Source organism: Hymenobacter sp. CRA2, assembly GCF_002007105.1.
Classification (GTDB): Bacteria; Bacteroidota; Bacteroidia; order Cytophagales; family Hymenobacteraceae; genus Solirubrum.
In genome coordinates this window covers 241,365-264,545 of the sequence record NZ_MVBC01000003.1, presented here as the reverse complement: position 1 = coordinate 264,545, position 23,181 = coordinate 241,365, and the positions used below count along the sequence as shown (strand labels likewise).

The window sequence follows — 23,181 nt, the reverse complement described above, 5'->3', positions numbered from 1 at the left end:
TTTTCATTACTAATATTTTTTTGGTAGTGGCTCAGGTGGGCTGAAGCCCGTATAGTAGAACATGGAAGCATGTTCGTACTGCGGCGCTTCAGCGCTGCGCAAGAATGGGTTGGCGCGCAATGGCAAGCAACGCTACCACTGCCGGGCGTGTGGGCGGAGCAGCCGCTCGGCGCCAGGCCACGGGGCGTACTCGGAGGCGCGCAAAGCCGAAATCCTGCGCGCCTACCAAGAACGCACGAGTCTGCGGGGGCTGACACGCATCTTCGGCGTGTCGCGGCAAACGGTGACGGCGTGGCTAAAAAAAAGCCCAGCAACTGCCGCCGCTAGCTCAGACGCTGGCGCCGGCGCGGCCCGTTGACGGGCTGGAGCTGGACGAGCTGTGCACCTTCGTCGGCCGCCGTAGCCGCAAGGTGTGGCTCTGGCTGGCGTTATGCCGCCGCACGCGCCAGGTCGTGGCCTACGCGCTGGGCTGCCGCAGCCGGCGCACGGCCCGCAAGCTCTGGCGCCGGCTGCCACCCGAGTACCGACGGGCTTGGTGCTACACGGATTTATGGGAGGCCTACACCGGCGTCATTCCGTGGCGTCAGCACTTGCCGGCCGCGTGCCGCGGCACAACTATCCACATCGAGCGGTTCAACGCCACCTTGCGCGCACGCCTCGGCCGACTGGTGCGCAAATCCTTGTCCTTCTCCCGCTCCGTAAAGCTGCTCGACGCCTGCATCAACCTGTTCTTGCACGACTACAACCGCACTCGTCAGCCTATCTGAGCCACTACCTGAGAGGGTTAAGAGCGTGTTGGGGAATTAGGTGATTCGATTTAGGCAGCGCGTGATGTTGGCCCAGAGGATCCACGCGGCGTGGCTTTCGGGCAGGTGCTCGTAGTCGACCACTAGGCGGCGGAAGCAGTTGAGCCAGGCGAACGTACGCTCGACGACCCAGCGCTGGGCCACGGGCACAAACCCGCGGGCCGACGGCGGGCGGCTGGCCAGCTCGTGGCGCAGGCCGCGCGCCAGCAGCCCCTCGGCGAAACGGCCGCGGTAGGCTTGGTCAGTGACCACGGCGCGCAGGCGCGGGCCCCAGTGGCGGCGTTCGAGCAGCAACGGGGCCGCGCCGTGCCCGTCGTGCTGGTGCGCCGCGTGGCTGCGGCAGGCCCACACGCGCCCTTGCGTGTCGACCAGCTGCCGCCGCTTGCGCCCGTTCACGCGTTTGTGCGCGTCCAGCCCGCGGGCTTCGCAGATGCGCGGGGCCAGCTTCACGCTTTGACTGTCCAGGCAGAGCACGGCCGGCGTCGGAGCCCGTCCTTCGCGCACACGCTCAGCCTGCATCAAGCAGCGGTTCAGGCGCGGCAGCGTGCCGTCCTGCTGCCAGCGCCGGTAGTAGTAATACACCGCCGTCCACTTCGGAAATACCGCCGGCAAGCTGCGCCATTGGCAGCCCGTGCGGCATACGTACAGTAGGGCGTTGACGACTTGGCGCAGGCACAAGCGCCGTTTGCGTTGCAGCGGCAGCAGCGGAATCATACCTTGCCACTGCGAGTCAGTAAGGGGTTGAAAGCACTCAACCATACGGGGCCGGAAGCCTAGGAACTCCCGCCCCAACTTACTGGCTCGTTTCTGTTTACCATCTGCTCCATTCCTCAATACGCTCTCCGTTATGGCTGACCGAATTACCAGTGTACCAGCGCTGAGTTGGCTAACGTTGGTTATTATCTACGGTGGGTTACTGGTTCTTATAGGAATAGCCTTAGGCGACGAATGGTCCGGGCAAGCCTCCCTGCTGGCGCTATTTCAGGTGCTCGTGGCCCCGGTTGTCATGGGTACCGTTGCGGTAAGGAATTACCGCAAGCGGGCGGTGTCCGAGCTGCACAAGTGGGCCGCGTATGCTGGTGCGGGCTACTTTGTTGCACTACTGCTGTTGTTCATCGGAGTTGGTCTGAGCGTGCTGAGCGGAGGTTGACAGCACCTTACGCCAATTCCCCAACACGTTCTAAATGATAGACAATTGATTTATACTATAGATAATTCTGAATGTTGATGCTACGCACTATTTAATCCACTTACGTTCAAATAAACGCAGGCTAAAACCTGCGCTACCCCTGTCGAGAATCTGCTAGATACAAAGAACAAACCCATCGGGCCCTTAGTCAGTGCTGGCTAAGGGCCCGATGGGATTTACAATGTCGGCTGCCGGTGGTTATTTCTTCACCTTGTGCGCCTTCAGGTAATTCTTGGCCTCGGTGTAATTAACTGACTTGTGGGGCGCTATGTTGGCCACTTCCTCGTAGTAGCGGCGGGCGTCCCTCACGTTGTTTTCCTTGTCGGCGAGGCGGGCCAGGTTCAGGTTGGCGTAGAGGTAGTAGCCGCCCTTGGTGTCGCTGGTGCTTTCGGCAAACACGATGCAGCGCTGGTAGTAGTCCTTGGCCTTGACCATGTCCTTGTACTTGTTCTGCATCAGCCAGCCCAGGAAATAGGTGGCGTAGCGCCCGCTGATACCTTCGTAGCCGGGCAAGCCACGGTTGAGCTTGTCGAGGATGTCGCGGCTGGTTTGCTCACACTCGCGGAAGTCGCCCTCGTTGAAGCAGAGCAGGGCGTAGAAGCGCTGGAAGTAGCCGTTGTCGGGGTACTTGGTGGCCAGGTTGCGCGCAATGGGCATGGCCAGCGTGGGGTTGTTTTCCTCGTTGTTGAGGATGCGCATCAGAAACACTTTCGCCTCCGGCCCCACGTAGATGCCGTTGTCGGCCACGGTGCGCAGCTGCTGAATGCCGAGCTGCTTGTCGCCCTTGGGAAAGAGCAGCAGCACGGGCTTGAGGATGGGGTAGTTGTCTGGAATCCAGACGGCGTAGTAGTTGAACAGCGCCTGCCCAAAGAGGAATTCCGGGCTCAGGCCGTTGGCTTCCTGGCTCAGCTCCAGGTACTTCAGGGCGCGCTTGGCGCTGATAGTGGCTTTAGGCCAGTTTTTGCGCTCAGCCTGCAGGCGGCCGGCAAAGCCGTAGGAGGCGGCCAGGAAAAAGCAGGCCTCGTAGTTCTTGTTATCTTTCTCGTACAAGGCTTCGGCCTTGGTGATGGCCGTGTCCATGTACGCCTGAAAGGGCTTGTCGTAGAGCTTGCTCTGCCAGTTCGTCGGCACGATTTTCCACCACGTGCTCAGGCCCATCAGGAAGTAGGGCATGGGGTGGTTGGGGTAGCGGCGGCGCAGGGAGCGGAATTGCTTTTCGGCCCGGTCGTACTTGAAGTTGTAGAGGTTCTGTACGGCCCCGTCCAGCTCCAGGGCAATGTCCTGGTTGAGCAGCAGCCAGCCCTTGGTATCCACCGCGTCGGGGGCCACGTCCACGTTTTCCAGGTCGATGTTGCGGATGGGCCGGGCTTTGCGCGTCGTGTCTGCCGTCTGGGCCATAGCCCCGCTCGTCGCCAGCCAACAGCAGAGCACAAGCCAGATACGGTTGCCGGGCAAAAGACAGAGTAGGCGCTTCATTAGGTCGGAAATTGTATTCTGCCGGCGGGTAACAGCTGTTCTGGTACGTAAAACTACACTATGGGATTTAGTTCGGACCAGCGCGCAACTCAACGGCTGCTCTTCGGCGGTATCGGGGTAGCTAATCTGGTAAACTGCTGGCGGTACCTTGACCGGGAAGTAGCGTGGCATTGCCCCATAAGCGGATGCTCAAGGCAAAGGTTTCTATATAACGTTATTTGCTGAATGACTGGTGCGTAAGCCGTTGGTTGCGTATTGCTTACTGATAAAATGATTTGTACTTGCCAATGATGCTGAACATCGGCGCAAACGCACTAAGGGTGGCAGTTGGCATCGGCGGCCAGCTCGCCGCGGCGCTCCAGCGGCTTGCCCGTAAATTCGGCAATAAAGCGCCCCACGGCCAGGTCCTTCGCCTTGGCCAGCCCTTCGCCGATGACCAGGCGGCCCTTGGCGGGCGTGGCGAGGTAGAGCAGGTAGCCGCGAAAATGGTCGTCGGGGTCGTGCTGGGCTTCGAGCACCACGCGGCTGATTTCCTCGAAAGAGCAGAACGGAGGCTCGTCGTTGCGCCGTACCAGCGCCTGCGCCCGATCGAAGATGATCTGGTCGCGAGCCAGCAGCTGCCGACGTAGGCGCCGCAGCAACGCTAGCAGCAGCAGCAGCACGGCTGCGCCCAGGGCCACGGCGCCGACGCTGAGGTAATCCGGTGCCGCGTCGCTCAAGAGCGCCCCAACTTCCACCGCCAGGCACACTGCCGCCAGCAGCAGCGCTGCGCCCAGCCAGTACATATCCCGGCGCAAGGACTTTTTGGTCCGGCCGATGGCCAGCACGGAGTCGCCGCTGGCCAGCACTTTGATTCTGCGGATCATGGGAAAGAGACGGGAAGCAGCTGAATATAAGAACGTCGTGCCGCACGCGGCACGACGTTTTCGGATATCTTACGCCGGTTGCTGCCGTCGACCCTGCAGGATGCGGTAGAAGGAGCGCGACTGAATTTCGTCGGTGGTCAGGCCCGTAGCTAGCACCTCTTCCTCGGTGATGGCGCCGCAGTTCAGGGCGCGCAGGAAGAAGTTCAGCAGGCCCTGTCCGGTGGCTGCGTCGTCGAAAATGTCGCCGGTGAGGGTAGAAATGGCAGCCCGCTCCACGAAGGTTTTGAGGCGGTGCAGCGCGTCGGAGTAAGAGCTGAGGAAGAAGGTGTAGGTGGCTGCGTAGCGCATCGGCAGCTGGGCCGGGTTCAGGTCCCAGCCCTGGTAAAGGCCGTTGATGAGCGAGTGGGTGGTGTGCGCAAAGCCCTGGCGCCAGGCGTTGTGCACCGATTCGCGGTTTTCGCGCAGCTGCTCATAGCTCAGGTTGTCGCCGCGGTGCGGGCCGATGGGCATGACGTTGGTAGCCCCGTCGGAAAGGAAAATGCCGGTGCCGCCCAGCGCCACCTTGGTCATGTGGTGGGCAAAGTCGCAGACGGGGTGCGCCATGGTCTGGTACCGGGCCGTGATGCCGGCCGAGGCCGTGTAATCGTAGGTGCCGAAGTGCGCCGCGATGCAGCGGCCCTCGCTGGCGCGGATGATGCGCATGAGCGGGTTGCGCCCCTCGTCGTCCATGATGATCTGGGTGGCTTCCACCATAGTTTCCATGCGCAGCGAGCCGGCGGGCAGGCCGTTGGCCTGTTCCAGTAGCTCGAAGAGGCGCACCATGGTCGTCATCTGCTCAGGAATGGTCACCTTGGGCAGCATCACCACGAAATTGTCGGGCAGCTTGCCACCGGTTTCGGCCAGCAGCGTGGTCAGGAAAATATCCAGGGTGCGCACGCCGCGCTGCTTCAAATCCTCGGTGAAGGGCTTGATGCGAATGCCGATAAAGGGCGAAATGGTGCCCTGCGTCATGCCCTTGGCCAGCTCCTTGGCCGCCTGCACGGCGGTGGCGTCCTCCTCGTCGTCGGGGCGGTTGCCGAAGCCATCCTCAAAGTCGATGCGGAAGTCTTCCACGGCTTCGGTCTGCAGCTTGCGGATGACTTTGTTGTAGACCGAATACGCCAGCCAGGCGTGCTCCTTCTTGCGCTCGGCCTCGCTCATGGCATCAAGGCGGGCGGTGAGGTCGGCCACGTCGGTGGCCAGCGTGGGCAGGTGCTCGTGACCCTCCAGCCGGAGCACGCGCGCCAGCTCGGCGAAGTTTGAGGCGTAGGTCTGCAGGCTGTTGAGGGCAATGTCGCCCATGCGCTGGCAGGTATCGGCCTTGAAGAGGTTGGCCCCGCCGTACACGGTGTGCACGGGCTGACGGTCGGGCCGGTCGCCGGGATACACTTGCTGAAACTCGCGGTTGGCAGCGCCGAGCTGCTCCAGCAGCTGATTTTTATCGGATTCGGGTAAGCTGAGGTGCATGGGAAGTGGGAAGAAGCTAGAAGCTGGGAATTAGGGGCTGGAATGGTCGTCATGTCGAGCGCAACCGCGACGCGTGCGTCGTTGCACGACTTGAGAAAGGTCGTCATGTCGAGCGCAGTCGAGACATCTCGCTCGATAGTATTCTTCTCGTTGAATGAGTCCGTTTACTATCGGGCATCAGCCCGCGAGATGTCTCGGTTGCGCTCGACAGGACGGGCTTTTTTGCGCAACATGACGCGCTAGAGCGGCCAATATCACGTTTAACAGCTGCTCGCTCAGCTACCCCGGTAGGTGCTGTAGCCATAGGCGTTCAGCAGCAGCGGCACATGGTAGTGCGAGGCATCGGAGACGGTGAAAACGATTTCCACGAAGGGGTAAAACGTCGTGGTAGCGGCGCGGTCGAAGTACTCCTGGGTGAAGAACTTGAGCTTGTAGATGCCCACCGGCAGGCGCATGGTGGGTGAGAGCAGGTCCGGAATGCGGCCGTCGCGGTTGGTCACGCCGCGGGTGATTTCCAGCCACCCGTCGCCGGGCAGCGGGCTGTAGAGCACCACCGTTACATCGGCGGCAGGGCGGCCCTTGGTGGTATCGAGGATGTGGGTGGTAAGCTGACTCATGGCGTCAGGAGCTTTTCAAGCCGAATACGGGTGATTTTGCGCTGCTCATCGGCCGCCACGCGGATTTCCTGCTCCGACGGGTGGGGCAGCCGGGTTTGCAGCAGCGTGAGCATTTCCTCGGCCGACTTGCCGGTGGCGCAGACGATGAAAATGTAGCCGAATTTCTGCTCGTAGGCCTCGTTGCCGGCGGCCAGGGCCTGCAGCGTTTCCTCTGAGGCCTGGCGCACCGCGCCTTGCTCGCCGGCGGCCCAGGTGCTGGTGCTGGCGAATTTTTCCTTCAGCGCGTTCAGGTCGCCGATTTTGGGATGGTGCGTGAAAGCCTCGCGCCAGTCGGCTTCCGTCAGGCCGTCCCAGATGGTATCGGCCTGCCCAAGGAGGGTGTCGCGGTCGGCTACCGGAAACACGGCGAGCATCTGCGTCACCCAGGCCGAGGCGCCGCAGCACTTGCGCAGCGCCTCGGCTAGAGCCGGCCGGTCGAGATGGTTGAGTTCATCCAGGGTCATGGTTTCAGATAGGTATAGAACGTCATGCCGAGCGAAGTCGAGACATCTCGCGGGCTGATGCCCGATAGTAAACGGACTCATTCAGCGAGATGTCTCGACATGCGCGACATGACGTTCTGCCCTCAGACTACTGTCGGGAAGCGGTTGACGTTCTTGTAGTAGATGTACACCGAAGGCTCCTTGCCCATGGCCGTGGCCCACTGCTGGCAATAGGGCGCCATCCAGATGGAGTCGCCTTTCTTCACCGGGTACCACTGCTGATCGAGCATGTAAATAGCCTGACCCTGCAAATACATCAGGCCGTGCTCCATGATGTGCGTCTCCACCATGGGCAGGTGCCCGCCGATGTCGTAGGTGAAGATGTTTACGGCCATGTCGAAGCCCAGCTCGTTGGGCAGCAGCTCCTGAATGCGCAGGGCCTCGTCGTTCATGTACACGGGCGCCTTGCTCAGGTCCCGCTCGCCGAAGTACACACCCGGCACCGCGTGTCCGGCCAGCGGCTCATACACTTTGTGGAAGGTGAGCACCTGCGCACCCTCGCTGGGCTGCCCGAACAGGTAGTCCGTTTTGGTGGGCACGTACACGTACTGGCCTTCGGTGAGGGTACGCGCCTGCTGCCCGGCTATGGTAGCCTGCACCTGCCCGCCGACCACATAGAAGAAAATCTGCGAAGCCTCGGTGCGGCCCTGAAGCTGCCCGCCCTCGCGCAGGGTAATGAGCGTCTGGGCCAGGCGGGCGCCCATCTGCTCGTTGATGATGACGTTGACGGTGCAGTTGGTCCAGCCCGGCACGTTGCTGTTGATGTAGCCGTCGGGGGCAATGACGGCGTGGTTGCGCTTCACGACCGACCGGGTAAGGGCAGAAATTTCCATTTAGCGGGGTTGGGGTTGGGTAAGCAGAAGGGCGAGGAATTGCTCGGCAACCTGTAGCGCCGCGGCCAGATCGGCCGGCTCCACGTTTTCGAGCGGGTTGTGGCTGATGCCGCGGTAGCAGCGCACGAAGAGCATGGTAGCCGGTGCTACCTGCGAAATCGGCACAGCGTCGTGGCCGGCGCCGCTGACCAGCCCGATGACTTCGTGGCCCGCGGCGGCAATGGCCTGACCAAGCAGGCTATTCATTTCGGTGCAGCAAGCCACGGGGGCGGTTTGCTGCACCGGCTGCCAGTGCAGCGTGAGGCCGCGGCGCTGGCACAGGGCTTCGGTCTGCGCCTGCAGCTGCTGGTAGGCCGCCGCTAGCTCGGCTTCGTCGGGGCTGCGCAGGTCCAGGCTGCCGACGACCTCGCCGGGAATCACGTTGCTGGCCGAATGGGGCAGGTGCAGCTTGCCCACGGTGGCTACCAGGCTGCGGCCGTGCTCCCGGGCAAACCGCTCGGCCAGCAGCACAAACTCGGCTGCCCCGGCCAGGGCATCCTGCCGCATATCCATCGGCACGGTGCCGGCGTGGCCCGCCATGCCGCGGAAGGTCAGCTCCACGCGGCGCTGCCCAGCAATGGCCGTGACCAGCGCCACGGGCACCTGCCGCTCCCAGAGCACCGGGCCCTGCTCGATGTGCGCCTCGAAGTAGCCCAACCACTCGGTGGCCGGCAGCGCATCGGCCGCCAGCTGTGCCGGGTCGCCGCCCATGGTCCGGATGGCTTCGGCCAGCGTAATACCGGCTGCGTCAGTGCGCTGCAACAGCTCGGGCTCGAAGGCCCCCGTGACGACTTTGCTGCCGAGGTAAGTGGTATGAAAGCGCACGCCTTCTTCGTCGCTGAAGGCCAGCAGCTCCAGGTGAAACGGCAGCTCTGTACCGCAGGCCGCTAGCTGCTCCAGCAAATCCAGCCCCAGCAGCACGCCCAGCGGCCCGTCGAACTTGCCGGCATTCACTACCGTGTCGATGTGAGAGCCGATAACGAAGGTTTGGGCGCCGGGCCGCGGGCTGCGCAGCCGTGCGCGCAGGTTACCGATGCTGTCTACGCGCACGTCTAGGCTGGCCTGCTGCATCCACTGCTGCACCAGGGCGCGGCCCTGCAGAAAGGCCGGCGTGCCGAAGGTGCGCGTCACCACGCCCGGCTCTTCGCTGATGGCGGCCAATGCTTCGATGCGGCGCATGAGCTGCGCCGCGCGTTCGGGGTAGTTGCTCATGCGGCTAGCGGGTCAGGATTTGGCCTTGGTTCAGGCGCACGAACTCGGGGTGCTGGTACGCCAGCTCACCCGCCAGGTAGGTTTGCTCCACCACGCCGCGCAGCTGCTCCCCCACGTAGGGCGACACCTTGTGGCGGTGGTGCAGCAGCTCTTCAGTCACGGTAAAGGTCGCTTCGGCGTCGAGCACCAGCAGGTCGGCGTCGTAGCCGGCTTCGAGGCGGCCTTTGCGGTGCTGCTGCCCAATGAGCTGCGCCGGATTTTCACTTAGCCAGCGCGCCAGATCCACCAGCGAAGCCCCGCGGGGCTGGGCGCCCGTCCAGAGCACCGGCAGCGCCAGCTGCAGCGAGGCAATGCCGCCCCAGGCGGTGGTGAAGTCACCGGTGTCAATCTGCTTCAGCGCGGGCGGGGCGGGGGAGTGGTCGGTGGCTACGAAGTCAATCAGGCCCGACTGCAACGCCTGCCAGAGCTGCTCGTTGTTGGCCCGCTCGCGGATGGGCGGCGCGCACTTGTAGCGCGTCTGCCCGTCGGGTAGGTCTTCGGCGTGGAAAAAGAGGTAGTGCTGGCCGGTTTCCACCGTCAGCGGCAAGCCCTCGGCTTTGGCCGCGGCAAGTTGCGGCAGCGAATCGGCGGAGGAGAGGTGCACGATGTGCGTGCGGCAGCCCGTGTCGCGGCACAGGCGGATCATCAGCGCTACGGCTTCGTCTTCCCAGCGTTTGGGGCGCGAGGCGAGGTAATTCTGGTAAGAGCGTTTGTCGCCGCGCATCCACGTGTTGTCGGCCTGGCTTAGCTCGCAGTGCACCAGCAGCGGCAGGCCGTGCCGGGCCAGCACGGGCATTACCCGGCGCAAGTCGGCCTCCGTGGCGTTGGGAAAGTCGCCGATGCCGGAGTGCGTGAGAAAGGCCTTGAAGCCAAGTACTCCGCGGGCAATCAGGCCTTCGATTTCGTGGGCGTTGCCGGGTACCACGCCGCCCCAGAAGCCGCAGTTGACGTGCAGCTGCCCGGCCGTGGCGGCCAGCTTCTGCTCGAACGCCGCTACGGAGGTAGTGACCGGCGCCGAGTTCAGGGGCATATCCACCAGCGTAATCAGGCCGCCGGCCAGCGCGGCGCGGGTAGCCGTGTCGAAGCCTTCCCAGTCGGTGCGGCCCGGCTCGTTGATGTGCACGTGCGGGTCGATGATGCCGGGTAGTACGGCGCGCTCCTGTACGTCGGTGATGGGCACCGCTACGGCAGCGTCCTCGGGCAGCACGGCCGCAATGCGGCCACCTGCCACGAGCACCAGACCCGGCCGCACCCCGACCGGCGTCACTATTTTTTTACTTTTTATTGCGAAATCTGGCATGAAGGCGGGCGGAGTGTGCTACAAAATGAGAATATTTCAAACACGAAGCGCTGCCTTCCATCGGTTCTTCGCGCGGAAAAGTTGAAATTCCGCTGGCATGTTGGTCAACCAGCTGACTGCCAGCCTGCACGGTCGTTGCTTATCTGCTCGGTGGTCGTTGCTGGCTTTCTGTCCACTGCTTGCTTTCTTCCTTAGTACCAGGCCCGTCAGGCGGCGGACCAAGCCTACGCGTTTATGGTTTCCTTGCTCCTTGTGGTGGTTGTGCTGGCGGTGTTCCTGGTCATTCTTGGCATCAGTGCTTTCCTGCACCGGCTGGCCCGTTCGCACGGCCGCGGCGGCGCCCTCGGCGAAGGAGGCCTGACGCTGCAGGGCTTCGGCTACGCCCTCACGGTGCTGGCCGTCATTTTCCTGCTGGCCGTGGGTTACAACTTCGCTGCCGGCTCGCCCTACGAAGGCCACCTGATGGAGTGGCTCAACATCGTGGTGCGGCTCATGCACGTGACCTTCGGCATTGCCTGGATTGGGGCTTCGTTCTACTTCGTATTCCTCGAAAACGCGCTCAACCGCACCGACAATGTGCGCGAGGAGCTGGCTGGCAACCTCTGGGCCGTGCACGGCGGCGGCTTCTACTACCTGGAGAAATACAAGCTCGCGCCCAAGCAAATACCCAAGGCGCTGCACTGGTTTAAGTACGAGGCGTATTTCACCTGGCTGACGGGCTTCAGCCTGCTGTGCGTGGTGTACTACTTCAACCCCACGGCCATGCTCATCGACCCGCAGGTGCTCGATATCAGTCCGCTCGCGGGCGTGGGCATCGGTATCGGGTCCTTCGTGGTGGCGTGGGTTATCTACCACCTGCTGTGTCGCACGCCGCTGGTGAAGAATGGCCCCGCCATGGCCGTGCTGGGCTTTCTGATTGCCACCGCGTTTGCATGGTTTTACTGCCAGGTGTTCAGCGCCCGGGCGGCTTACCTGCACTTCGGCGCCATGCTCGGCACGCTGATGGTGGGCAACGTGTTCTTCATCATCATTCCGGCACAGAAAGCCATGGTGAAGGCCGCCACGGAAGGCCTGCCGCTCGACCCTAAGTTGGGCAAGCACGCCGGGCTTCGCTCCCTGCACAACAACTACTTCACCCTGCCGGTGCTCTTCGTGATGGTCAGCAACCACTTCCCGAGCACCTTCGGCCATAGTTATCCGTGGCTGGTGCTGGCTGCCATTGCCCTGGGCACGGCCGGCGTGAAGCACTGGCTGAACCTGCGCGAAAAGCACCAGGCCACCGGAGTGGTGTTTCCGCTGGCGGCGGGCCTGCTGCTGGCCGTAGCCTTCGTGACGGCCCCGAAAAACGAGGCTGGGGCCGCCGGCGCGGGCTGCACGCCCAACGTGAGTATGGCCCAAGTGCAGGGCATTGTGCAGCAGCGCTGCATCCGCTGCCACTCCGCCACGCCCACCGACGACGTGTTCAAGTCGCCGCCGAACGGGGTGGTGTACGATTCACCCCAGGACATCATCCGGCTCAAAGACAAGATCATGCAGCGCGTGGTAGTGACCAAGACCATGCCCCAAAACAACAAGACGGGCATGACCCAGGAGGAGCGGGACCTGATTCGTTGCTGGATTGAGCAGGGCGCGAAGGCGGAGTAGGCCGTGCTAGCGCTGGCGTACCAGCGTGTAGTGCAGCTTGCCCTGCACTAGTTCGGGCTTCGGCGTCTCGACGACCTTGGCGGCGTACAGCCGCAGCGTGTCGCCGCTGACGCGGAAGGTCATCGTGGAGCCGCTGGCATTGGGCTTGGTGCTGATTTGTAGGTTATCCACATCGTTGGCCAGTATCACCACAAAATCGGTGGTGGGCTGGTACCAGCGCCAGGGGCCCAGGCCGGTGATGCGGCCGTCGGTGGTGAGCTGCACATTGCTGGTACGCCCTGCCGAATCGGTAGCGGCGTAGCGTCCGGCAAAGAGCTGGCGGTTGACGGCATATTCAATTAGATCCATTTCGCGCATGCGTTGGTTGTTGCGCAGTACGCGGCGGTAGCGCACCGCATCCAGCAGGCGTTTGCGCTGATCGTAGTGGTTGAGCACCAAGAAGGTATCGGGACCCGTAATTCGGTACGAAAACTCGTAGAAGCTACCGGTTTTGTCGGGGTCAAAATGATTGGTAGGCAGCGCGTTGGCCTTGATAGCCGGGCGCAAAAACAGGCCCATTGGGTAGCCTTCGTGGTTGTTGAGGCTGGCGGGCACCGGCACACTGTCCCCCACGGCTGCGTTCAGATTGATGCTCAGCTCCGGGACGCCCATCAGCAGGTCCGACGCTTCGTATGGCGACTTGGTGCGGGCCAGCGCATCGAGGTATTCGGCGCTAACCCAGTTGCCATTCATAAACGGTGCAAAGCGCTGGGCCAAGGCTTGGGGCGAGGAGGCATTGTTAGTAGCTTCCGAATTAGCAGGGTGCTCAGCTTCCTGCTGGGTGCTCTGGCAAGCCACCAAACCAGCCACGGCCGCGCCGAGCAACAAAGAATAACGCATGCAGAAAAAGGGAGGGGAAAAGCCGTAAGCTACGGCTGATGGGGCACCGGGTTAGGGCTGAGCCAGCAAGTCCTTGCTCAGCTTGGTGGCCAGGGCCAACTCGGCCTGACCGGCGGGCTTCTTAGCTGCGTCCACCTGCTGCTGGGCCGTGGCTAGCCACGCGGCCGAAGCGGCCTGGCCTTTTTCCAGCTGCTCCAGGCGCTGCAGCAGCAAAGTGGAAACGACGGTGAGCTGGGTGGACAAGGGCGCGTACTCGCGCAGCGCCGGGTTCAACTGCAGCAGCGGCTGCACGCGGGCATCGTTCTGTTGCCAGTCTTTCAGCTGAGCGCGCAGGTAGGCCAGCTGCCGGCGCGTGGCCGGCGTACGGGGCAGCTCCGTAACCTTGGCCCGGGGTGCGCGCAGCAAGGAGTCCAGCGTGGTGTAGAACACGCGCACCGCTTCCGATTCGGCCGGGGCGGCGTCCACCAGGCGATTCAGGGGCGTTTCGGTAGTGTACTTCATGCCCTGGAAGTGGCGCTTGTACTCTTTCACCGGCTCAATCGCGCCGGCCAGGGTTTGCAGCGGCTCCAGCTTCTGCCCGGCGGCCATCATCGTCAGCAGCTGGTGGGGCGCACGGCGGTGCTGCAGGCCCAGGGTTTCCAGCTCGGCCGACACCAGCGCGAGGCGGCGGTACATGTCGTCTACGTTCGTTACCGCGGCCGGCGACCAGAGCCGCTCGGCCACGGCCGCGGCGCGGGGCCAGATGCGCGAGTCCACAATCACCGAATCGGCAAACTCGGCCCACATGGCCGCTTCGCCACCCAGAATGCGCTTTTTCTCCTCGTCGGTGAGCGGCGCGTCGGCGGGCAGCGGGTCGGGGGCGTAGTGCGAGGCGGCGGTGAGGTTCAGGTCGATGTAGTAGCCATTGGAGAGCAGGGTGGTGTGGCCCGCTTTGGCCGCCTCGTACAGGCCTTTTTTGCCCCGCCAGCTCTGAATGACGGCATCCTTGGGCAGGCCCGGGCCGAGGATTTCGTCCCAGCCCACCATTTTCTTCTGGTACTTGCTCACGATGGTCAGCATCCGGCGGTTGAACTGCGTCTGCAGGGCGTGCTTGTCCACGGTCCCGTCGCGCTTCACCATGCCGTTGTCGCGCATGTACTGGGCAATGCGCGGGTTGCGCCGCCACTGCCGGCCGTCGTTTTCGTCGCCGCCGATGTGGAAGTACGGATCCGGAAACAAGGTCGTCATTTCCCCGAACAGCTTATCCAGCAACTGGTAAGTCGTTTCCTGGGTGGGGTCCACGGCAATATTGAGTACGCCCCAGCGCGTAGCCACGCCGTAGGTCGAGTCGTTGGAGGCCAGCTCGGGGTAAGCCGCAATCCAGGCCGTGGTGTGGCCCGGCACGTCGAACTCGGGCACCACCCGAATGCCGCGGGCCTGAGCGTAAGCCAGCACCTCGCGCACCTGCTCCTGCGTGTAGTAGCCCTTGGCGCCGCCCACCTGGTGCAGCTTGGGCAGCACCTTGCTTTCGACGCGGAAGCCCTGGTCGTCGGCCAGGTGCCAGTGCAGCACGTTCAGCTTCACCGCCGCCATGCCGTCGAGGTTGCGCTTGATAACCGACACCGGCATGAAGTGGCGCGCCGCATCGATGAGCAGCCCACGCCACACGAAGCGGGGTTGGTCCTGAATCTCGACTTCGGGGAAGTAAAAATCCTTGCCATCGGCCGTGAACAGCTGCTGCAAGGTGGCCAGAGCACGTAGCGCCCCGAGGCTGGTGGGCGCGTCGATGGTGACGCCGGCGGGCAGCACGCGCAGGGTGTAGCGCTCCTCATCGAAGTTTTCCATGCGGCCCGGCTGCCCGTAGCGGATTTGCAGCTGCGGAGCTTTGGCGCTGGCCTGCGGGCGGCCAGCCTGCCGACCTAAATTTGCTAGGAGGCGTTCTGCGGCGGCGCGCACGGCCGGGTCATCGTCGCGCTCCAGCCGTAGCTGCAGGGGCGCTTTCCAGTACAAGCGGCTTTTGCCCCAGTTGACCTGAGACGGCACGGGCAACAGGGAGCGGGTATTGGTGGGCTGGGCAAAAACGGCCAGCGGCAGGGCCAGCAACAGGAAAAGCAAACGAAGCATGAGGCGAGTTTACGGGGAATTGACCCATGCAGCGCAATTTCTTTGCCGATACCTGCTATGCCCGCCCGGGATACGCCGGTGCAACGAGTTTTCAGCCGCCGCTTAAATCAGCCCCCGCGACTTGAACTCCAGGTAGCGGTTGATGGTATTCACCGTCAGGTTTTGCGGGGTGGTGAGCAGCGCGTGAATGCCTAAGCGCTGTAATTCCAGCACCATGCGGCGCTTGTCCTGCGAGAATTTGTCGGCCACGGTTTGCACGTACAGCTCGTCGGTGGTGCTGGCCGGCGTTTCCAGCACTTGCCGCAGCTCGCTGTTTTCGAAGAACACCACCAGCAGCAGGTGCCGGGCGGCCAGGCGGCGCAGGTAGGGCAACTGGCGCTGCAGGCCGTGCAGGCTTTCGAAGTTGGTGAAGAGCACCAGCAGGCTGCGCTGCTTTACTTGCCGCTGCACCAGCACCGCCAGCCGCTCAAAGTCCGACTCCAGAAAGCGTGTCTGCTGGCGGTAAAGTACTTCGAGCAGGCGCGGCAGCTGGCCGCGGCGGCGGTCGGCGGGCACCACGTCGCCGGGCTCGTGGGCGAAGGTGATGAGACCGGCCCGGTCGTGCTTGAGCAGGGCGATGTTGCTGAGCACCAGCGAGGCATTGATGGCGTAATCGAGCAGGGCCAGCTCGGCGAAGGGCATGCGCATCACGCGGCCCTTGTCGATAATGCAGTACACCTGCTGGGCCCGCTCGTCCTCGTGGTGGTTCACCAGCAGCTGGTCGCCCTGGCCGGGGCGGCGGGCGGTGGCTTTCCAGTTGATGGCGCGTGGGTCGTCGCCGAGGGCGTAAGGGCGGATGTGGTCGAACTCCATGCTCTGACCCACGCGGCGGATGCGCTTCACGCCCACCTCGCTCAGGCGGTTGGAAAGGGCCAGCAGCTCGTAGCGGCGCATCTGCAGAAACGACGGATACACGGCCGCCACCTCGTCCTGCTCGCCGAAGCGGTAGCGGCGCTGCACCAGCCCCAGCGGCGAGCGGGCCAGCACGTTGGTTTGCCCAAACACGTACTCGCCGCGCCGCGTGGGGCGCAGCTGGTACTGCAGCGTGGTGCTGTGCCCGCTGGGCAGGTGCAGCGGAAACACCAGGTCGCGGCGCTGAAACTGCACCGGCACGTCGTCGATGACGTCGAGGCGGGCCGCGAACGGGTAGCGGTTTTCTACCACGATGCGCACGTCGTTGTCGTCGCCGTTGGAGAGGCGTTTGCTCAGCACCCGGCGGGCAAACACGCCCGGCGCCGCGCGAAATACCAGCAGCGCATCGAGCAGCGTGAGCAGCGCCAGGAGCCCGGCCAGCACCTGCGCGGGCACCAGCAGCACCCGCCAGAAGTGCGCCACCGTCAGCAGCACCAGCACGGCAGCCAGGGCCACGAAAAAGCGCGGCGGCAGCAGTACGGCACGGAAAAACTCGCGGAGAGGAGAAGCAGGCATATGTAGCGCGAACGTTCAGTTCGCGTAGGGCAGAACGAGTAAAAAGCCTATCGATTGGCTGGGCAAAGCAGTAATCGGCTCGGGCAAACGGAAGCTGGTTTTCAAGCTGAGGCAAGCCGCTGAAACGCACTCTGGCCCCATGTAGCTGGGGGCAAGCCTCAGCAATGGTAGTGGCCCTACGACTTCAGCTTCGCTGATCTGCGGTTGGGGTCGTAGGGCCACGGCTGGGCTCTACCGCGGCACCTCGACCTGCTGAATCAGCTGGCGCACGAGGTCATCGGGGCCGAGGCCTTCCAACTCCCGCTCCGGCGTGAGCTGAATGCGGTGGCGCAGCACCGGGGCGGCCAGGTGCTGCACGTCCTCGGGCGTCACGAAGTCGCGGCCGCGCAGGGCGGCCAGGGCCTTGGCGCCGTTGAGCAAGGCCAGCGAGGCCCGCGGCGAGGCACCCAGGTACAACGACTTGTGCGTGCGCGTCAGCCCGACGAGCTTGGCCACGTACTCGAACAGGCGCGGCTCCACGTGCTGGCGGCGTACCTGTTGGCGCAGCGCCTTCAGCTGGTCCGACGACAGCACCGACTTGACTTCTTCCAGCGGCAAACCGCCTGGTCCGGCATGGTGACCCTGCAGAATCAGCACTTCCTCGGCCTCGGTAGGGTAGGGCACCAGCACCTTGAAGAGGAAACGGTCGAGCTGAGCTTCGGGCAGGCGGTAAGTGCCTTCCTGCTCCACGGGGTTCTGAGTGGCCAGCACCAGGAAGGGCTCGTCGAGGTTGTAGGTGGTGCCGTCGTAGGTGACGTGGCGCTCCTCCATCACCTCAAACAAGGCCGACTGCGTCTTGGCCGGTGCGCGGTTGATTTCGTCGATGAGCACCACGCTGGAGAAGATGGGGCCGGGGCGAAATTCGAAGGCGCCCTTGGCCGGCACGTACACCGAGGTGCCCAGCACGTCGGAGGGCATCAGGTCGGGGGTGAACTGGATGCGGCCGAAGGGCACGTCGAGCGTGCGGGCCAGCAGCTTGGCCGTAAGGGTCTTGGCGACACCGGGCACGCCTTCCAGCAGCACGTGGCCATCGGCCAGCAGGGCTACCAGCAGCAGCTCTACCAGGTCGTGCTGGCCCACGAGCACCCGGCCCACTTCCCGGCGCACCGCCTCGGTGGTGCCCGCCAGCTGGCTCAGGTCGGTGCGGTTCGTGAAGGCCAGCGTGTCGGCAGCGGCCGGCGTGTCAGGGGCGTTGGGTTCGGGCGAATGATTGGTCGAAGGTTCCATAAGCAGAGGCCGCGGCCTACGCTCCTGGGGAGGAGCCGGCGGCAAAGCGGCGCGGGGTAAGGTCAGAAACGAAGCGGGTAAGGCAGCTTAGCTTTCGGCCCGGCGGCGAAAATCGGCGAGCAGGCGGTGAAGTTGGTGAAGTTCGGTTTCGGAAACGTGGCCGGCATCTAGGTAGCCGTGCAGGCGCGCCAGCAGCGAGCTGACTTCGGCTGCGGGCACGCCGGTGCGCCGGCTTAGGCGCGCGGGGTACTCCGCATCGATGCCGAGCGGCAGCGGCTCCTGAAAGCGGGTGCGCAGGTAGTCGAAAAACAGCCGGATGCGCAGTGCGGCCAGCGGCTGGTGGTTGCGCCCCTGCCGGTACAGCCCCGCAATGGTGCGCACAAACTGAAGGGTGGTGTTCGGCAGCGGTTGGAGCGTGGGCACCGGGCGCTGGCGCCGCCGCGCGCCGAGCACGGCAAAGAGCACGCCGCCGATCAGCAGCCCGTTCCAAGCCCAGCTCAGCGCGGGGCTCTCATCGACCACGCGTAGCAGCGAAGTACTGCCCGCGCGGCCTTGTTTGTAGAATTCGTCCCAGTAAATGGTGCCCGCCGGCAGGTAGGCCAGGGCACCGGCGGCAAAGTCGGCGTTGCGGCGGTAGAGCAGGCCGTAGTTGCTGAACAGGGCTGGTACGGTGCATAGGTACAGGTGGCCGCGTTCCACCGGCAGGTGCACCAGCACCGGGCGGTTGCCGGTGGTGCGGGCCAGCACGGTGGCGTCGCGGCGGTGGCTGAGCGAGTCGGGACCGTCAAACACAAGGGCACCGGCGCTGTCGTGGTCGAACGAGGTTCCCAGCACCCGGTTGGGCAGCACGGCCGGCGTTTCGGTAGAAGTCAGGCGCGGGTCGGTCAGCCGGATATGGCCCGAATCCGGCACGATGCTCACCAGCTGCGAGGGCAGTTCCGTCCGCTCAGGCAGGTACCACAGCGAATCGAGGCGGCCGCGCAGCTCGAAGCTGTTGGCGGCCAGCCACACCGTGCCCCCGGTGCGCAGGTAGCGGTAGAGGGCGCGGGCGTCGGCGCCGCCGGGTTTGAATTCGTTCTGCACCAGCACGTAGGCTGCAGGAGGGTTGGCGGAGTCGCTCAAGGCCACAAAGGGCGACTCGCGCACGGTGCGCAATGAGGAGCCGGGCCGGCGCAGCAGGTGGTACAGGGCGTAAGTGCCCAGGGGCTTTTTCTGGTCGCTGCGGTAAGTGGGCGTCCAGTCCAGGGGCTTGGGCGAGTAGTATCCTACCAGGGCCCAGAGTAGCAGTAGCCCACCGAGCACAGCCAGGGGCCAGCGAATGGAGCGAAGCATCAGGCGGCGCGGTGGGTTTCGAGGTCGGATAAAAAGGCCTGCCGATCGGCCTGCACCAGCTCGTACTGCGCGGCCGTCAGCTCAAACTCCCCGTACCACACGTACTCAAACTGCCGGGTAAGCTCGGCAAAGGACGGCTGGCGCTGCGGGGCCGCGGCGCGCAGCTCGGTTTGGTACTGGTGGTTGGTTTTGTTGGGCTGCCAGTAAATCAGGTCGCGGTCGGTAAGAGCCTTGAGCACCAGCAAGTAGCCCAGGCGCGTGGCCAGGCGCCACTGCTGCTGCTGCTCGGCCTCGAGCAGGCGCGCCGGCAGGGTTTCTTCGTGCACGTCGTCGGTGAGCTGCTCGAAGGGGACGGGCACGCGCCGGCCGCGGCGGCGCAGCAGGCCGTTGAGGTCCAGGCCCAGCAGCTGCGACACAATCAGGGCCAGGGCCACGGCCGCCAGCGTGTAAAATACCAGCTTCCACCACGCCCCCGAGCCCGGGCCGAACAGGTGCTCGGCTACCCAGCGCCAAAACTGCTGCCACCAGCGCAGTAGCGGGTTTTGGGCGGGTGGCGCTTCGCGGTACTGCAGGTCGTCGTCGGCGCGCAGGCGGGCCAGCTCCCGCGCCGGCAGGGTGCGGGTGGGCCCCAGCGGGGGCAGGTTGGCCTGCGTTACCGAATCGGCTGGGGGCGCCGGTGCGGCTACCGACGGCAACGCGGCCGAGGCCAGCAGCAGGCTGCCTGCCAGAGCGTACCGTCGCCACACCGGCGCTGCAAAAGAGAGTAGGGGCATTAGTACGTCTGGTCGCCGTAGCTGGGGCGGAAGAGAGTATCGTCCTGCGTGTCGGCTTGGTGCGCCTTCGGCTCCTGGCCCAGCTGGTCTATTTTCCACTGCAGGCTCACCCCGTCACGGCGCTCCACCAGGTTGAAATACTGGAAGGCAATGAGCACGAAAATAACGGGGTAGGCGGCGTAGTTGATGATGAGGCGGGCAATGGTGCCGGCCGTAAAGCCCGGGGAATCCAGCGACAACGGCCCCGGCGAGAGCAGTGCCACGATCAGGCCCACTATGCCCGCAACGGTCAAGGCCACGAGGCCAATGGCCATCGAGCCCACCAGGATCAGGCCAAACGTTGACCACCACTTGCCCTGAATCAGGCTTAGTGGCCGGCTGATGGCTTCACTCAGGCCCGCATTTTCGAAGATGATGACGCAGGGAAGCAAGGCAAAGGCGTAGGCCAAATAGATGCCGGGGATAAACAGCAGTACGAAGCCGACGCCCATCAGCAGGGATACCACAATGCCGTAACCGATCATCGGCAGGATGTAGCCGCGGCTGGCTGCCCACACTTCCGCCGGTGTAATCGGGGCATTCGGGTCCTCTTTCTCCATGCGGCACTTGATGAAACCGAACAGGAGTACCGTCATCAGAAGAAACGATACCATGAGGAATAGGCCGCCTGCGCCAAAGCCCGTGGCTATCATGCCCATCGTTGCATCGGCGGGAAGGGTAGTGCTGCCGGGCTTGAGTTCGTTCATGAACGGGAAGACGCTGAGGCCCATGATGATCATGCCGATGACGAATGGAATCAGGCTCAGCAGCAGCACGCGGTACAGGTTGCCGCCGTGGTGTTTGAAGAATTCAATCGTGGCTTCGAATTTCCGGCCGAAGTCACGTAGCTGGTAGTAATCCTGCGGCCGGGTAAAGGGGCGGGGGGCTTGGGGTTGCATGCTCAAAAAGAAGAGTAAAAATCAGGCAGAGGCAGTTGAGAAGCAGTAAGATACTGAATAAGCAGGGCTAGAGCGGGGCTTCGTCGTCGGTGTCGGGCAGCACCAGCTCGGCGCGCGCCACGCGGCGGTGCAGCCACCACGGGTACACCACGAAGTAACCGATGACCAGCACCAGCGACAAACCGATGATGGGCAGGCTCACGGCATAGGGATGCGCGGGCGCAAGGCGGGTGAAGAAGCCCTCGATGAAGGCCGCCAGTACGATGAGCGGCACCAGGCCTACGGCCAGCCGCACGGCGTCGCGGGCGCCGCGCCGCAGCGACTCGCCCCGCGGAAACGACCCCGGAAACAGCCAGCTGTTGCCGAGCACCATGCCTGCGCCGGCCGCCAGCACGATGCAGCTGATTTCGATGGTGCCGTGCACCCAAATACTCAGCAGCGACGCCACGCCGTGGCCCTGCTGGAAAAAGAAGTACTGAAAGCTGCCGAGCATCATACCGTTCTGAAACAGCACGAACAGGGTGCCCACGGTACCCAGAATGCCCAGCGCCAGCGCCGCCAGGGCCACTTTCACGTTGTTGAAGGCAATCAGCAGGAAGCTCACCGACTCGGGCATGGAGCCGTACACGTCCATGGGCCGGCCGCGCCGGATGTTTTCCAGCGTCATGTTCACGTAGTCGTCGCCCAGCACCAGGCGCACAAACATGTCGTCTTCGGCCGCCGAAAGCCAGCCCAGACCTGTGAATAGCAGAAACAGGCCCAGCGCCACGAGCATGGTGCGGCGGTGACGCGCCAGCAGCAGCGGCAACTCGGTGAGCCAGAAGTAGCCCAGGCCCTGCCGGGCCTGCGCCCGGCGGCGGTATAGCTGCTGGTGGAAGTTGGCGGCCAGCCCGTTCAGGTGCTCGGTGATGGGCGCGCGCGGATAAAACGTGCGGGCGTAGGCCAAATCGTCGGTAAGGGCCACGAACCGTTCGGCCAGCTCTTCGGGCGTGGTGGCCGGAACGTGCTGATACTGATGCCACCGCTCCTGATTGCGGCGAATGAATACGGCTTCACGCATAAAGAAGCGCCGTGTGGGCGCAGTACGAGCCCTAAGATGCTACATTTACCTTGATTTACGACTACTTCGCTGGCCGCGCCATGGCACAATTACGCATTCAGACTACCCAGAACGTCTCCATCAGCTACGAAACTGCCAGCGTCGGCGAACGAATTGCCGCGTACCTGCTCGATGGGGTGGTGCAGGTGGGCTGGGTGGTGTTGGGCATCCTGCTGGCCGCCGCCATGCGCAGCGCCGTGGGCACGGCCGGCGACACCGGCATCATCGTACTGGTCTGCGTCATTGGTTTGCCCATTTTCGCTTACCACCTCGTGAGCGAGGCGCTATGGAACGGACAGAGCATCGGCAAGCGGCTGATGAAACTGCGCGTGGTGAGCCTGAACGGGGCGCCGCCGCGCTTCTCGCAGTACCTGCTGCGCTGGGTGTTGCGTCTGGTGGATATCAACCTGTTTTCGGGCATCATTGCCATTGTCACCATTGCCAGCAGCGGCCGCGGCCAGCGCGTGGGCGATATAGCCGCCGGTACGGCCGTGGTGCGCACCACCCCGCGCGAAACCCTGGATACCGGTCTGTTCGGTACGGAAGTACCCGAAGAAGAGTACCGCGTGCGCTTTCCGCAGGTCACGGCCCTGTCCGACCACGACATCCGGCTGCTGCAGGAGCTGCTAAGCCATTGCGAGCAGCGCGGCTCCTACTTCCCGCTTATTGCCGCGGCCCAGCGCGTGCGCGAGCTAACCGGCATTCAGACCACCATGGCCGATTACGAATTCCTGCTGGTGGTGCTGCGCGACTACGCGCACCTGGCCACGCAGGGCGCCGAGCGGTAGCCTAACTTCCCGCTCCTGGGTTGCGTACTGGTAAGCGCCGGCGAGTTGCATTCCACCGGCCTCCCTACCCATGAACAACGAATCGAGCTTCCGCCAGAACCCTGACGAATTCCACGGCCTCAACGGTGAGGGCGACGAAAACATCCAGCGCGGCAAGGATGCGCTGAAGAAAAATCCCGAAGAAGGCCAGACCGGCCCCGCTACGGTAGGTCACGGCAACCAAAGCCCTAACTACGGGGAGTTCGGCAAGCCTGGCACACCTACCAGCGCCCCCGGCGGCTCCGACGCTACCGCTGAAGGCTTCGTGCCGCGCTACGGACAGGAGTCCCCGCCCGAGCTCGACGATACCCACCACGGCGACGACCGTTTCCGGCGCAGCGGCACCCACAACTGGGAAACCGACGAGCCGGCCAACCCGCACCGCGGCGCCGAAGAATAAGCTCAAGCCCCAATGCAAAGGCCCCATC

At 63.9% G+C, this 23,181-nt stretch carries 22 protein-coding genes; 5 read left to right on the top strand and 17 right to left on the bottom strand.

Going from position 1 to position 23,181, the window contains the following annotated elements; all coding sequences use genetic code 11:
- The first annotated feature begins 61 nt into the window (after positions 1–61).
- Positions 62–767 (top strand): IS1 family transposase gene (locus tag B0919_RS07465; protein WP_410503616.1). Its coding sequence is split into 2 segments (ribosomal slippage): positions 62–345 and positions 344–767, totalling 708 coding nucleotides; the frame shifts between segments, so codons are not numbered across the junction.
- A gap of 36 nt (positions 768–803) precedes the next feature.
- Here B0919_RS07465 and B0919_RS07460 read toward each other — a convergent pair.
- A complete protein-coding gene (locus B0919_RS07460) occupies positions 804–1,565 on the bottom strand; it encodes an IS5 family transposase (protein WP_078011606.1) in 762 nt (253 codons plus the stop codon).
- 88 nt (positions 1,566–1,653) lie between these two features.
- Between B0919_RS07460 and B0919_RS07455 the strand changes: the two genes are divergently transcribed.
- Complete coding sequence (locus B0919_RS07455) at positions 1,654–1,956, top strand: hypothetical protein (RefSeq protein WP_078011605.1); 303 nt, start codon at positions 1,654–1,656, stop codon at positions 1,954–1,956.
- Between the two features lie 237 nt (positions 1,957–2,193).
- Here B0919_RS07455 and B0919_RS07450 read toward each other — a convergent pair whose 3' ends face one another.
- The 8 genes from B0919_RS07450 to allB form a co-directional block, all read right to left on the bottom strand.
- Complete coding sequence (locus B0919_RS07450) at positions 2,194–3,393, bottom strand: tol-pal system protein YbgF (RefSeq protein ID WP_078011604.1); 1,200 nt, start codon at positions 3,391–3,393, stop codon at positions 2,194–2,196.
- A gap of 392 nt (positions 3,394–3,785) precedes the next feature.
- On the bottom strand, positions 3,786–4,337 hold the full coding sequence (locus B0919_RS07445; RefSeq protein WP_078011603.1) for a hypothetical protein: 552 nt from the start codon (positions 4,335–4,337) through the stop codon (positions 3,786–3,788).
- A gap of 69 nt (positions 4,338–4,406) precedes the next feature.
- Positions 4,407–5,843 (bottom strand): DUF6986 family protein, encoded by a 1,437-nt coding sequence (locus B0919_RS07440; protein ID WP_078011602.1) that lies wholly within the window; start codon positions 5,841–5,843, stop codon positions 4,407–4,409.
- A gap of 275 nt (positions 5,844–6,118) precedes the next feature.
- On the bottom strand, positions 6,119–6,460 hold the full coding sequence (uraH, locus tag B0919_RS07435; protein ID WP_078011601.1) for a hydroxyisourate hydrolase: 342 nt from the start codon (positions 6,458–6,460) through the stop codon (positions 6,119–6,121).
- Positions 6,457–6,963: a 2-oxo-4-hydroxy-4-carboxy-5-ureidoimidazoline decarboxylase gene (gene uraD / locus B0919_RS07430; RefSeq protein ID WP_078011600.1), complete on the bottom strand. Its 507-nt coding sequence runs from the start codon at positions 6,961–6,963 to the stop codon at positions 6,457–6,459. The genes uraH and uraD overlap by 4 nt, the downstream gene beginning before the upstream one ends.
- Before the next feature lie 122 nt (positions 6,964–7,085).
- Positions 7,086–7,835 (bottom strand): (S)-ureidoglycine aminohydrolase, encoded by a 750-nt coding sequence (gene allE, locus B0919_RS07425; RefSeq protein WP_078011599.1) that lies wholly within the window; start codon positions 7,833–7,835, stop codon positions 7,086–7,088.
- A complete protein-coding gene (locus B0919_RS07420) occupies positions 7,836–9,086 on the bottom strand; it encodes an allantoate amidohydrolase (protein ID WP_078011598.1) in 1,251 nt (416 codons plus the stop codon).
- Positions 9,087–9,090: 4 nt separating this feature from the next.
- A complete protein-coding gene (allB, locus tag B0919_RS07415; RefSeq protein ID WP_078011597.1) occupies positions 9,091–10,425 on the bottom strand; it encodes an allantoinase AllB in 1,335 nt (444 codons plus the stop codon).
- Positions 10,426–10,659: 234 nt separating this feature from the next.
- Between allB and B0919_RS07410 the strand changes: the two genes are divergently transcribed.
- Positions 10,660–12,069: a urate hydroxylase PuuD gene (locus B0919_RS07410; protein WP_217701007.1), complete on the top strand. Its 1,410-nt coding sequence runs from the start codon at positions 10,660–10,662 to the stop codon at positions 12,067–12,069.
- 6 nt (positions 12,070–12,075) lie between these two features.
- On the opposite strand, the gene B0919_RS07405 is transcribed toward B0919_RS07410, so the two are convergent.
- From B0919_RS07405 to B0919_RS07370, 8 genes are all read right to left on the bottom strand, one after another.
- Positions 12,076–12,948 carry a hypothetical protein gene (locus B0919_RS07405; RefSeq protein WP_139361974.1) on the bottom strand — a complete coding sequence of 291 codons (873 nt, stop codon included), beginning with the start codon at positions 12,946–12,948 and terminating at the stop codon, positions 12,076–12,078.
- 51 nt (positions 12,949–12,999) lie between these two features.
- Positions 13,000–15,051, bottom strand: coding sequence for a beta-N-acetylhexosaminidase (locus B0919_RS07400; protein ID WP_078011595.1), 2,052 nt, complete (start codon positions 15,049–15,051; stop codon positions 13,000–13,002).
- Positions 15,052–15,153: 102 nt separating this feature from the next.
- A complete protein-coding gene (locus B0919_RS07395) occupies positions 15,154–16,518 on the bottom strand; it encodes a DUF58 domain-containing protein (protein ID WP_078011594.1) in 1,365 nt (454 codons plus the stop codon).
- A 231-nt stretch (positions 16,519–16,749) separates the two neighbouring features.
- Positions 16,750–17,784, bottom strand: coding sequence for an AAA family ATPase (locus tag B0919_RS07390; protein WP_078011593.1), 1,035 nt, complete (start codon positions 17,782–17,784; stop codon positions 16,750–16,752).
- A gap of 87 nt (positions 17,785–17,871) precedes the next feature.
- On the bottom strand, positions 17,872–19,116 hold the full coding sequence (locus B0919_RS07385) for a DUF4350 domain-containing protein (protein WP_078011592.1): 1,245 nt from the start codon (positions 19,114–19,116) through the stop codon (positions 17,872–17,874).
- Entirely contained in the window at positions 19,116–19,889 is a 774-nt protein-coding gene (locus tag B0919_RS07380; RefSeq protein WP_078011591.1) for a DUF4129 domain-containing protein, read from the bottom strand. The genes B0919_RS07385 and B0919_RS07380 overlap by 1 nt, the downstream gene beginning before the upstream one ends.
- The gene (locus tag B0919_RS07375) at positions 19,889–20,827 is read right to left on the bottom strand and encodes a hypothetical protein (RefSeq protein ID WP_078011590.1); all 939 of its coding nucleotides are present in this window, start codon (positions 20,825–20,827) and stop codon (positions 19,889–19,891) included. The genes B0919_RS07380 and B0919_RS07375 overlap by 1 nt, the downstream gene beginning before the upstream one ends.
- 67 nt (positions 20,828–20,894) lie before the next feature.
- Positions 20,895–21,887, bottom strand: coding sequence for a stage II sporulation protein M (locus tag B0919_RS07370; protein ID WP_078011589.1), 993 nt, complete (start codon positions 21,885–21,887; stop codon positions 20,895–20,897).
- Positions 21,888–21,967: 80 nt separating this feature from the next.
- On the opposite strand from B0919_RS07370, the gene B0919_RS07365 reads away from it, so the two are divergent.
- Both B0919_RS07365 and B0919_RS07360 read left to right on the top strand, forming a co-directional pair.
- The gene (locus B0919_RS07365; protein ID WP_139361973.1) at positions 21,968–22,714 is read left to right on the top strand and encodes an RDD family protein; all 747 of its coding nucleotides are present in this window, start codon (positions 21,968–21,970) and stop codon (positions 22,712–22,714) included.
- Between the two features lie 70 nt (positions 22,715–22,784).
- Positions 22,785–23,153 (top strand): hypothetical protein, encoded by a 369-nt coding sequence (locus B0919_RS07360; protein WP_078011587.1) that lies wholly within the window; start codon positions 22,785–22,787, stop codon positions 23,151–23,153.
- The last annotated feature ends 28 nt before the right edge of the window (positions 23,154–23,181 follow it).

What these genes read in the sequence shown, in the direction of transcription:
- B0919_RS07460 (WP_078011606.1), bottom strand. Translation starts at nt 1,565, where the DNA reads ATGGTTGAGTGCTTTCAACCCCTTACTGACTCGCAGTGGCAAGGTATG.
- B0919_RS07455 (WP_078011605.1), top strand. Translation starts at nt 1,654, where the DNA reads ATGGCTGACCGAATTACCAGTGTACCAGCGCTGAGTTGGCTAACGTTG.
- B0919_RS07450 (WP_078011604.1), bottom strand. Translation starts at nt 3,393, where the DNA reads ATGGCCCAGACGGCAGACACGACGCGCAAAGCCCGGCCCATCCGCAAC.
- B0919_RS07445 (WP_078011603.1), bottom strand. Translation starts at nt 4,337, where the DNA reads ATGATCCGCAGAATCAAAGTGCTGGCCAGCGGCGACTCCGTGCTGGCC.
- B0919_RS07440 (WP_078011602.1), bottom strand. Translation starts at nt 5,843, where the DNA reads ATGCACCTCAGCTTACCCGAATCCGATAAAAATCAGCTGCTGGAGCAG.
- uraH (WP_078011601.1), bottom strand. Translation starts at nt 6,460, where the DNA reads ATGAGTCAGCTTACCACCCACATCCTCGATACCACCAAGGGCCGCCCT.
- uraD (WP_078011600.1), bottom strand. Translation starts at nt 6,963, where the DNA reads ATGACCCTGGATGAACTCAACCATCTCGACCGGCCGGCTCTAGCCGAG.
- allE (WP_078011599.1), bottom strand. Translation starts at nt 7,835, where the DNA reads ATGGAAATTTCTGCCCTTACCCGGTCGGTCGTGAAGCGCAACCACGCC.
- B0919_RS07420 (WP_078011598.1), bottom strand. Translation starts at nt 9,086, where the DNA reads ATGAGCAACTACCCCGAACGCGCGGCGCAGCTCATGCGCCGCATCGAA.
- allB (WP_078011597.1), bottom strand. Translation starts at nt 10,425, where the DNA reads ATGCCAGATTTCGCAATAAAAAGTAAAAAAATAGTGACGCCGGTCGGG.
- B0919_RS07410 (WP_217701007.1), top strand. Translation starts at nt 10,660, where the DNA reads ATGGTTTCCTTGCTCCTTGTGGTGGTTGTGCTGGCGGTGTTCCTGGTC.
- B0919_RS07405 (WP_139361974.1), bottom strand. Translation starts at nt 12,948, where the DNA reads ATGCGTTATTCTTTGTTGCTCGGCGCGGCCGTGGCTGGTTTGGTGGCT.
- B0919_RS07400 (WP_078011595.1), bottom strand. Translation starts at nt 15,051, where the DNA reads ATGCTTCGTTTGCTTTTCCTGTTGCTGGCCCTGCCGCTGGCCGTTTTT.
- B0919_RS07395 (WP_078011594.1), bottom strand. Translation starts at nt 16,518, where the DNA reads ATGCCTGCTTCTCCTCTCCGCGAGTTTTTCCGTGCCGTACTGCTGCCG.
- B0919_RS07390 (WP_078011593.1), bottom strand. Translation starts at nt 17,784, where the DNA reads ATGGAACCTTCGACCAATCATTCGCCCGAACCCAACGCCCCTGACACG.
- B0919_RS07385 (WP_078011592.1), bottom strand. Translation starts at nt 19,116, where the DNA reads ATGCTTCGCTCCATTCGCTGGCCCCTGGCTGTGCTCGGTGGGCTACTG.
- B0919_RS07380 (WP_078011591.1), bottom strand. Translation starts at nt 19,889, where the DNA reads ATGCCCCTACTCTCTTTTGCAGCGCCGGTGTGGCGACGGTACGCTCTG.
- B0919_RS07375 (WP_078011590.1), bottom strand. Translation starts at nt 20,827, where the DNA reads ATGCAACCCCAAGCCCCCCGCCCCTTTACCCGGCCGCAGGATTACTAC.
- B0919_RS07370 (WP_078011589.1), bottom strand. Translation starts at nt 21,887, where the DNA reads ATGCGTGAAGCCGTATTCATTCGCCGCAATCAGGAGCGGTGGCATCAG.
- B0919_RS07365 (WP_139361973.1), top strand. Translation starts at nt 21,968, where the DNA reads ATGGCACAATTACGCATTCAGACTACCCAGAACGTCTCCATCAGCTAC.
- B0919_RS07360 (WP_078011587.1), top strand. Translation starts at nt 22,785, where the DNA reads ATGAACAACGAATCGAGCTTCCGCCAGAACCCTGACGAATTCCACGGC.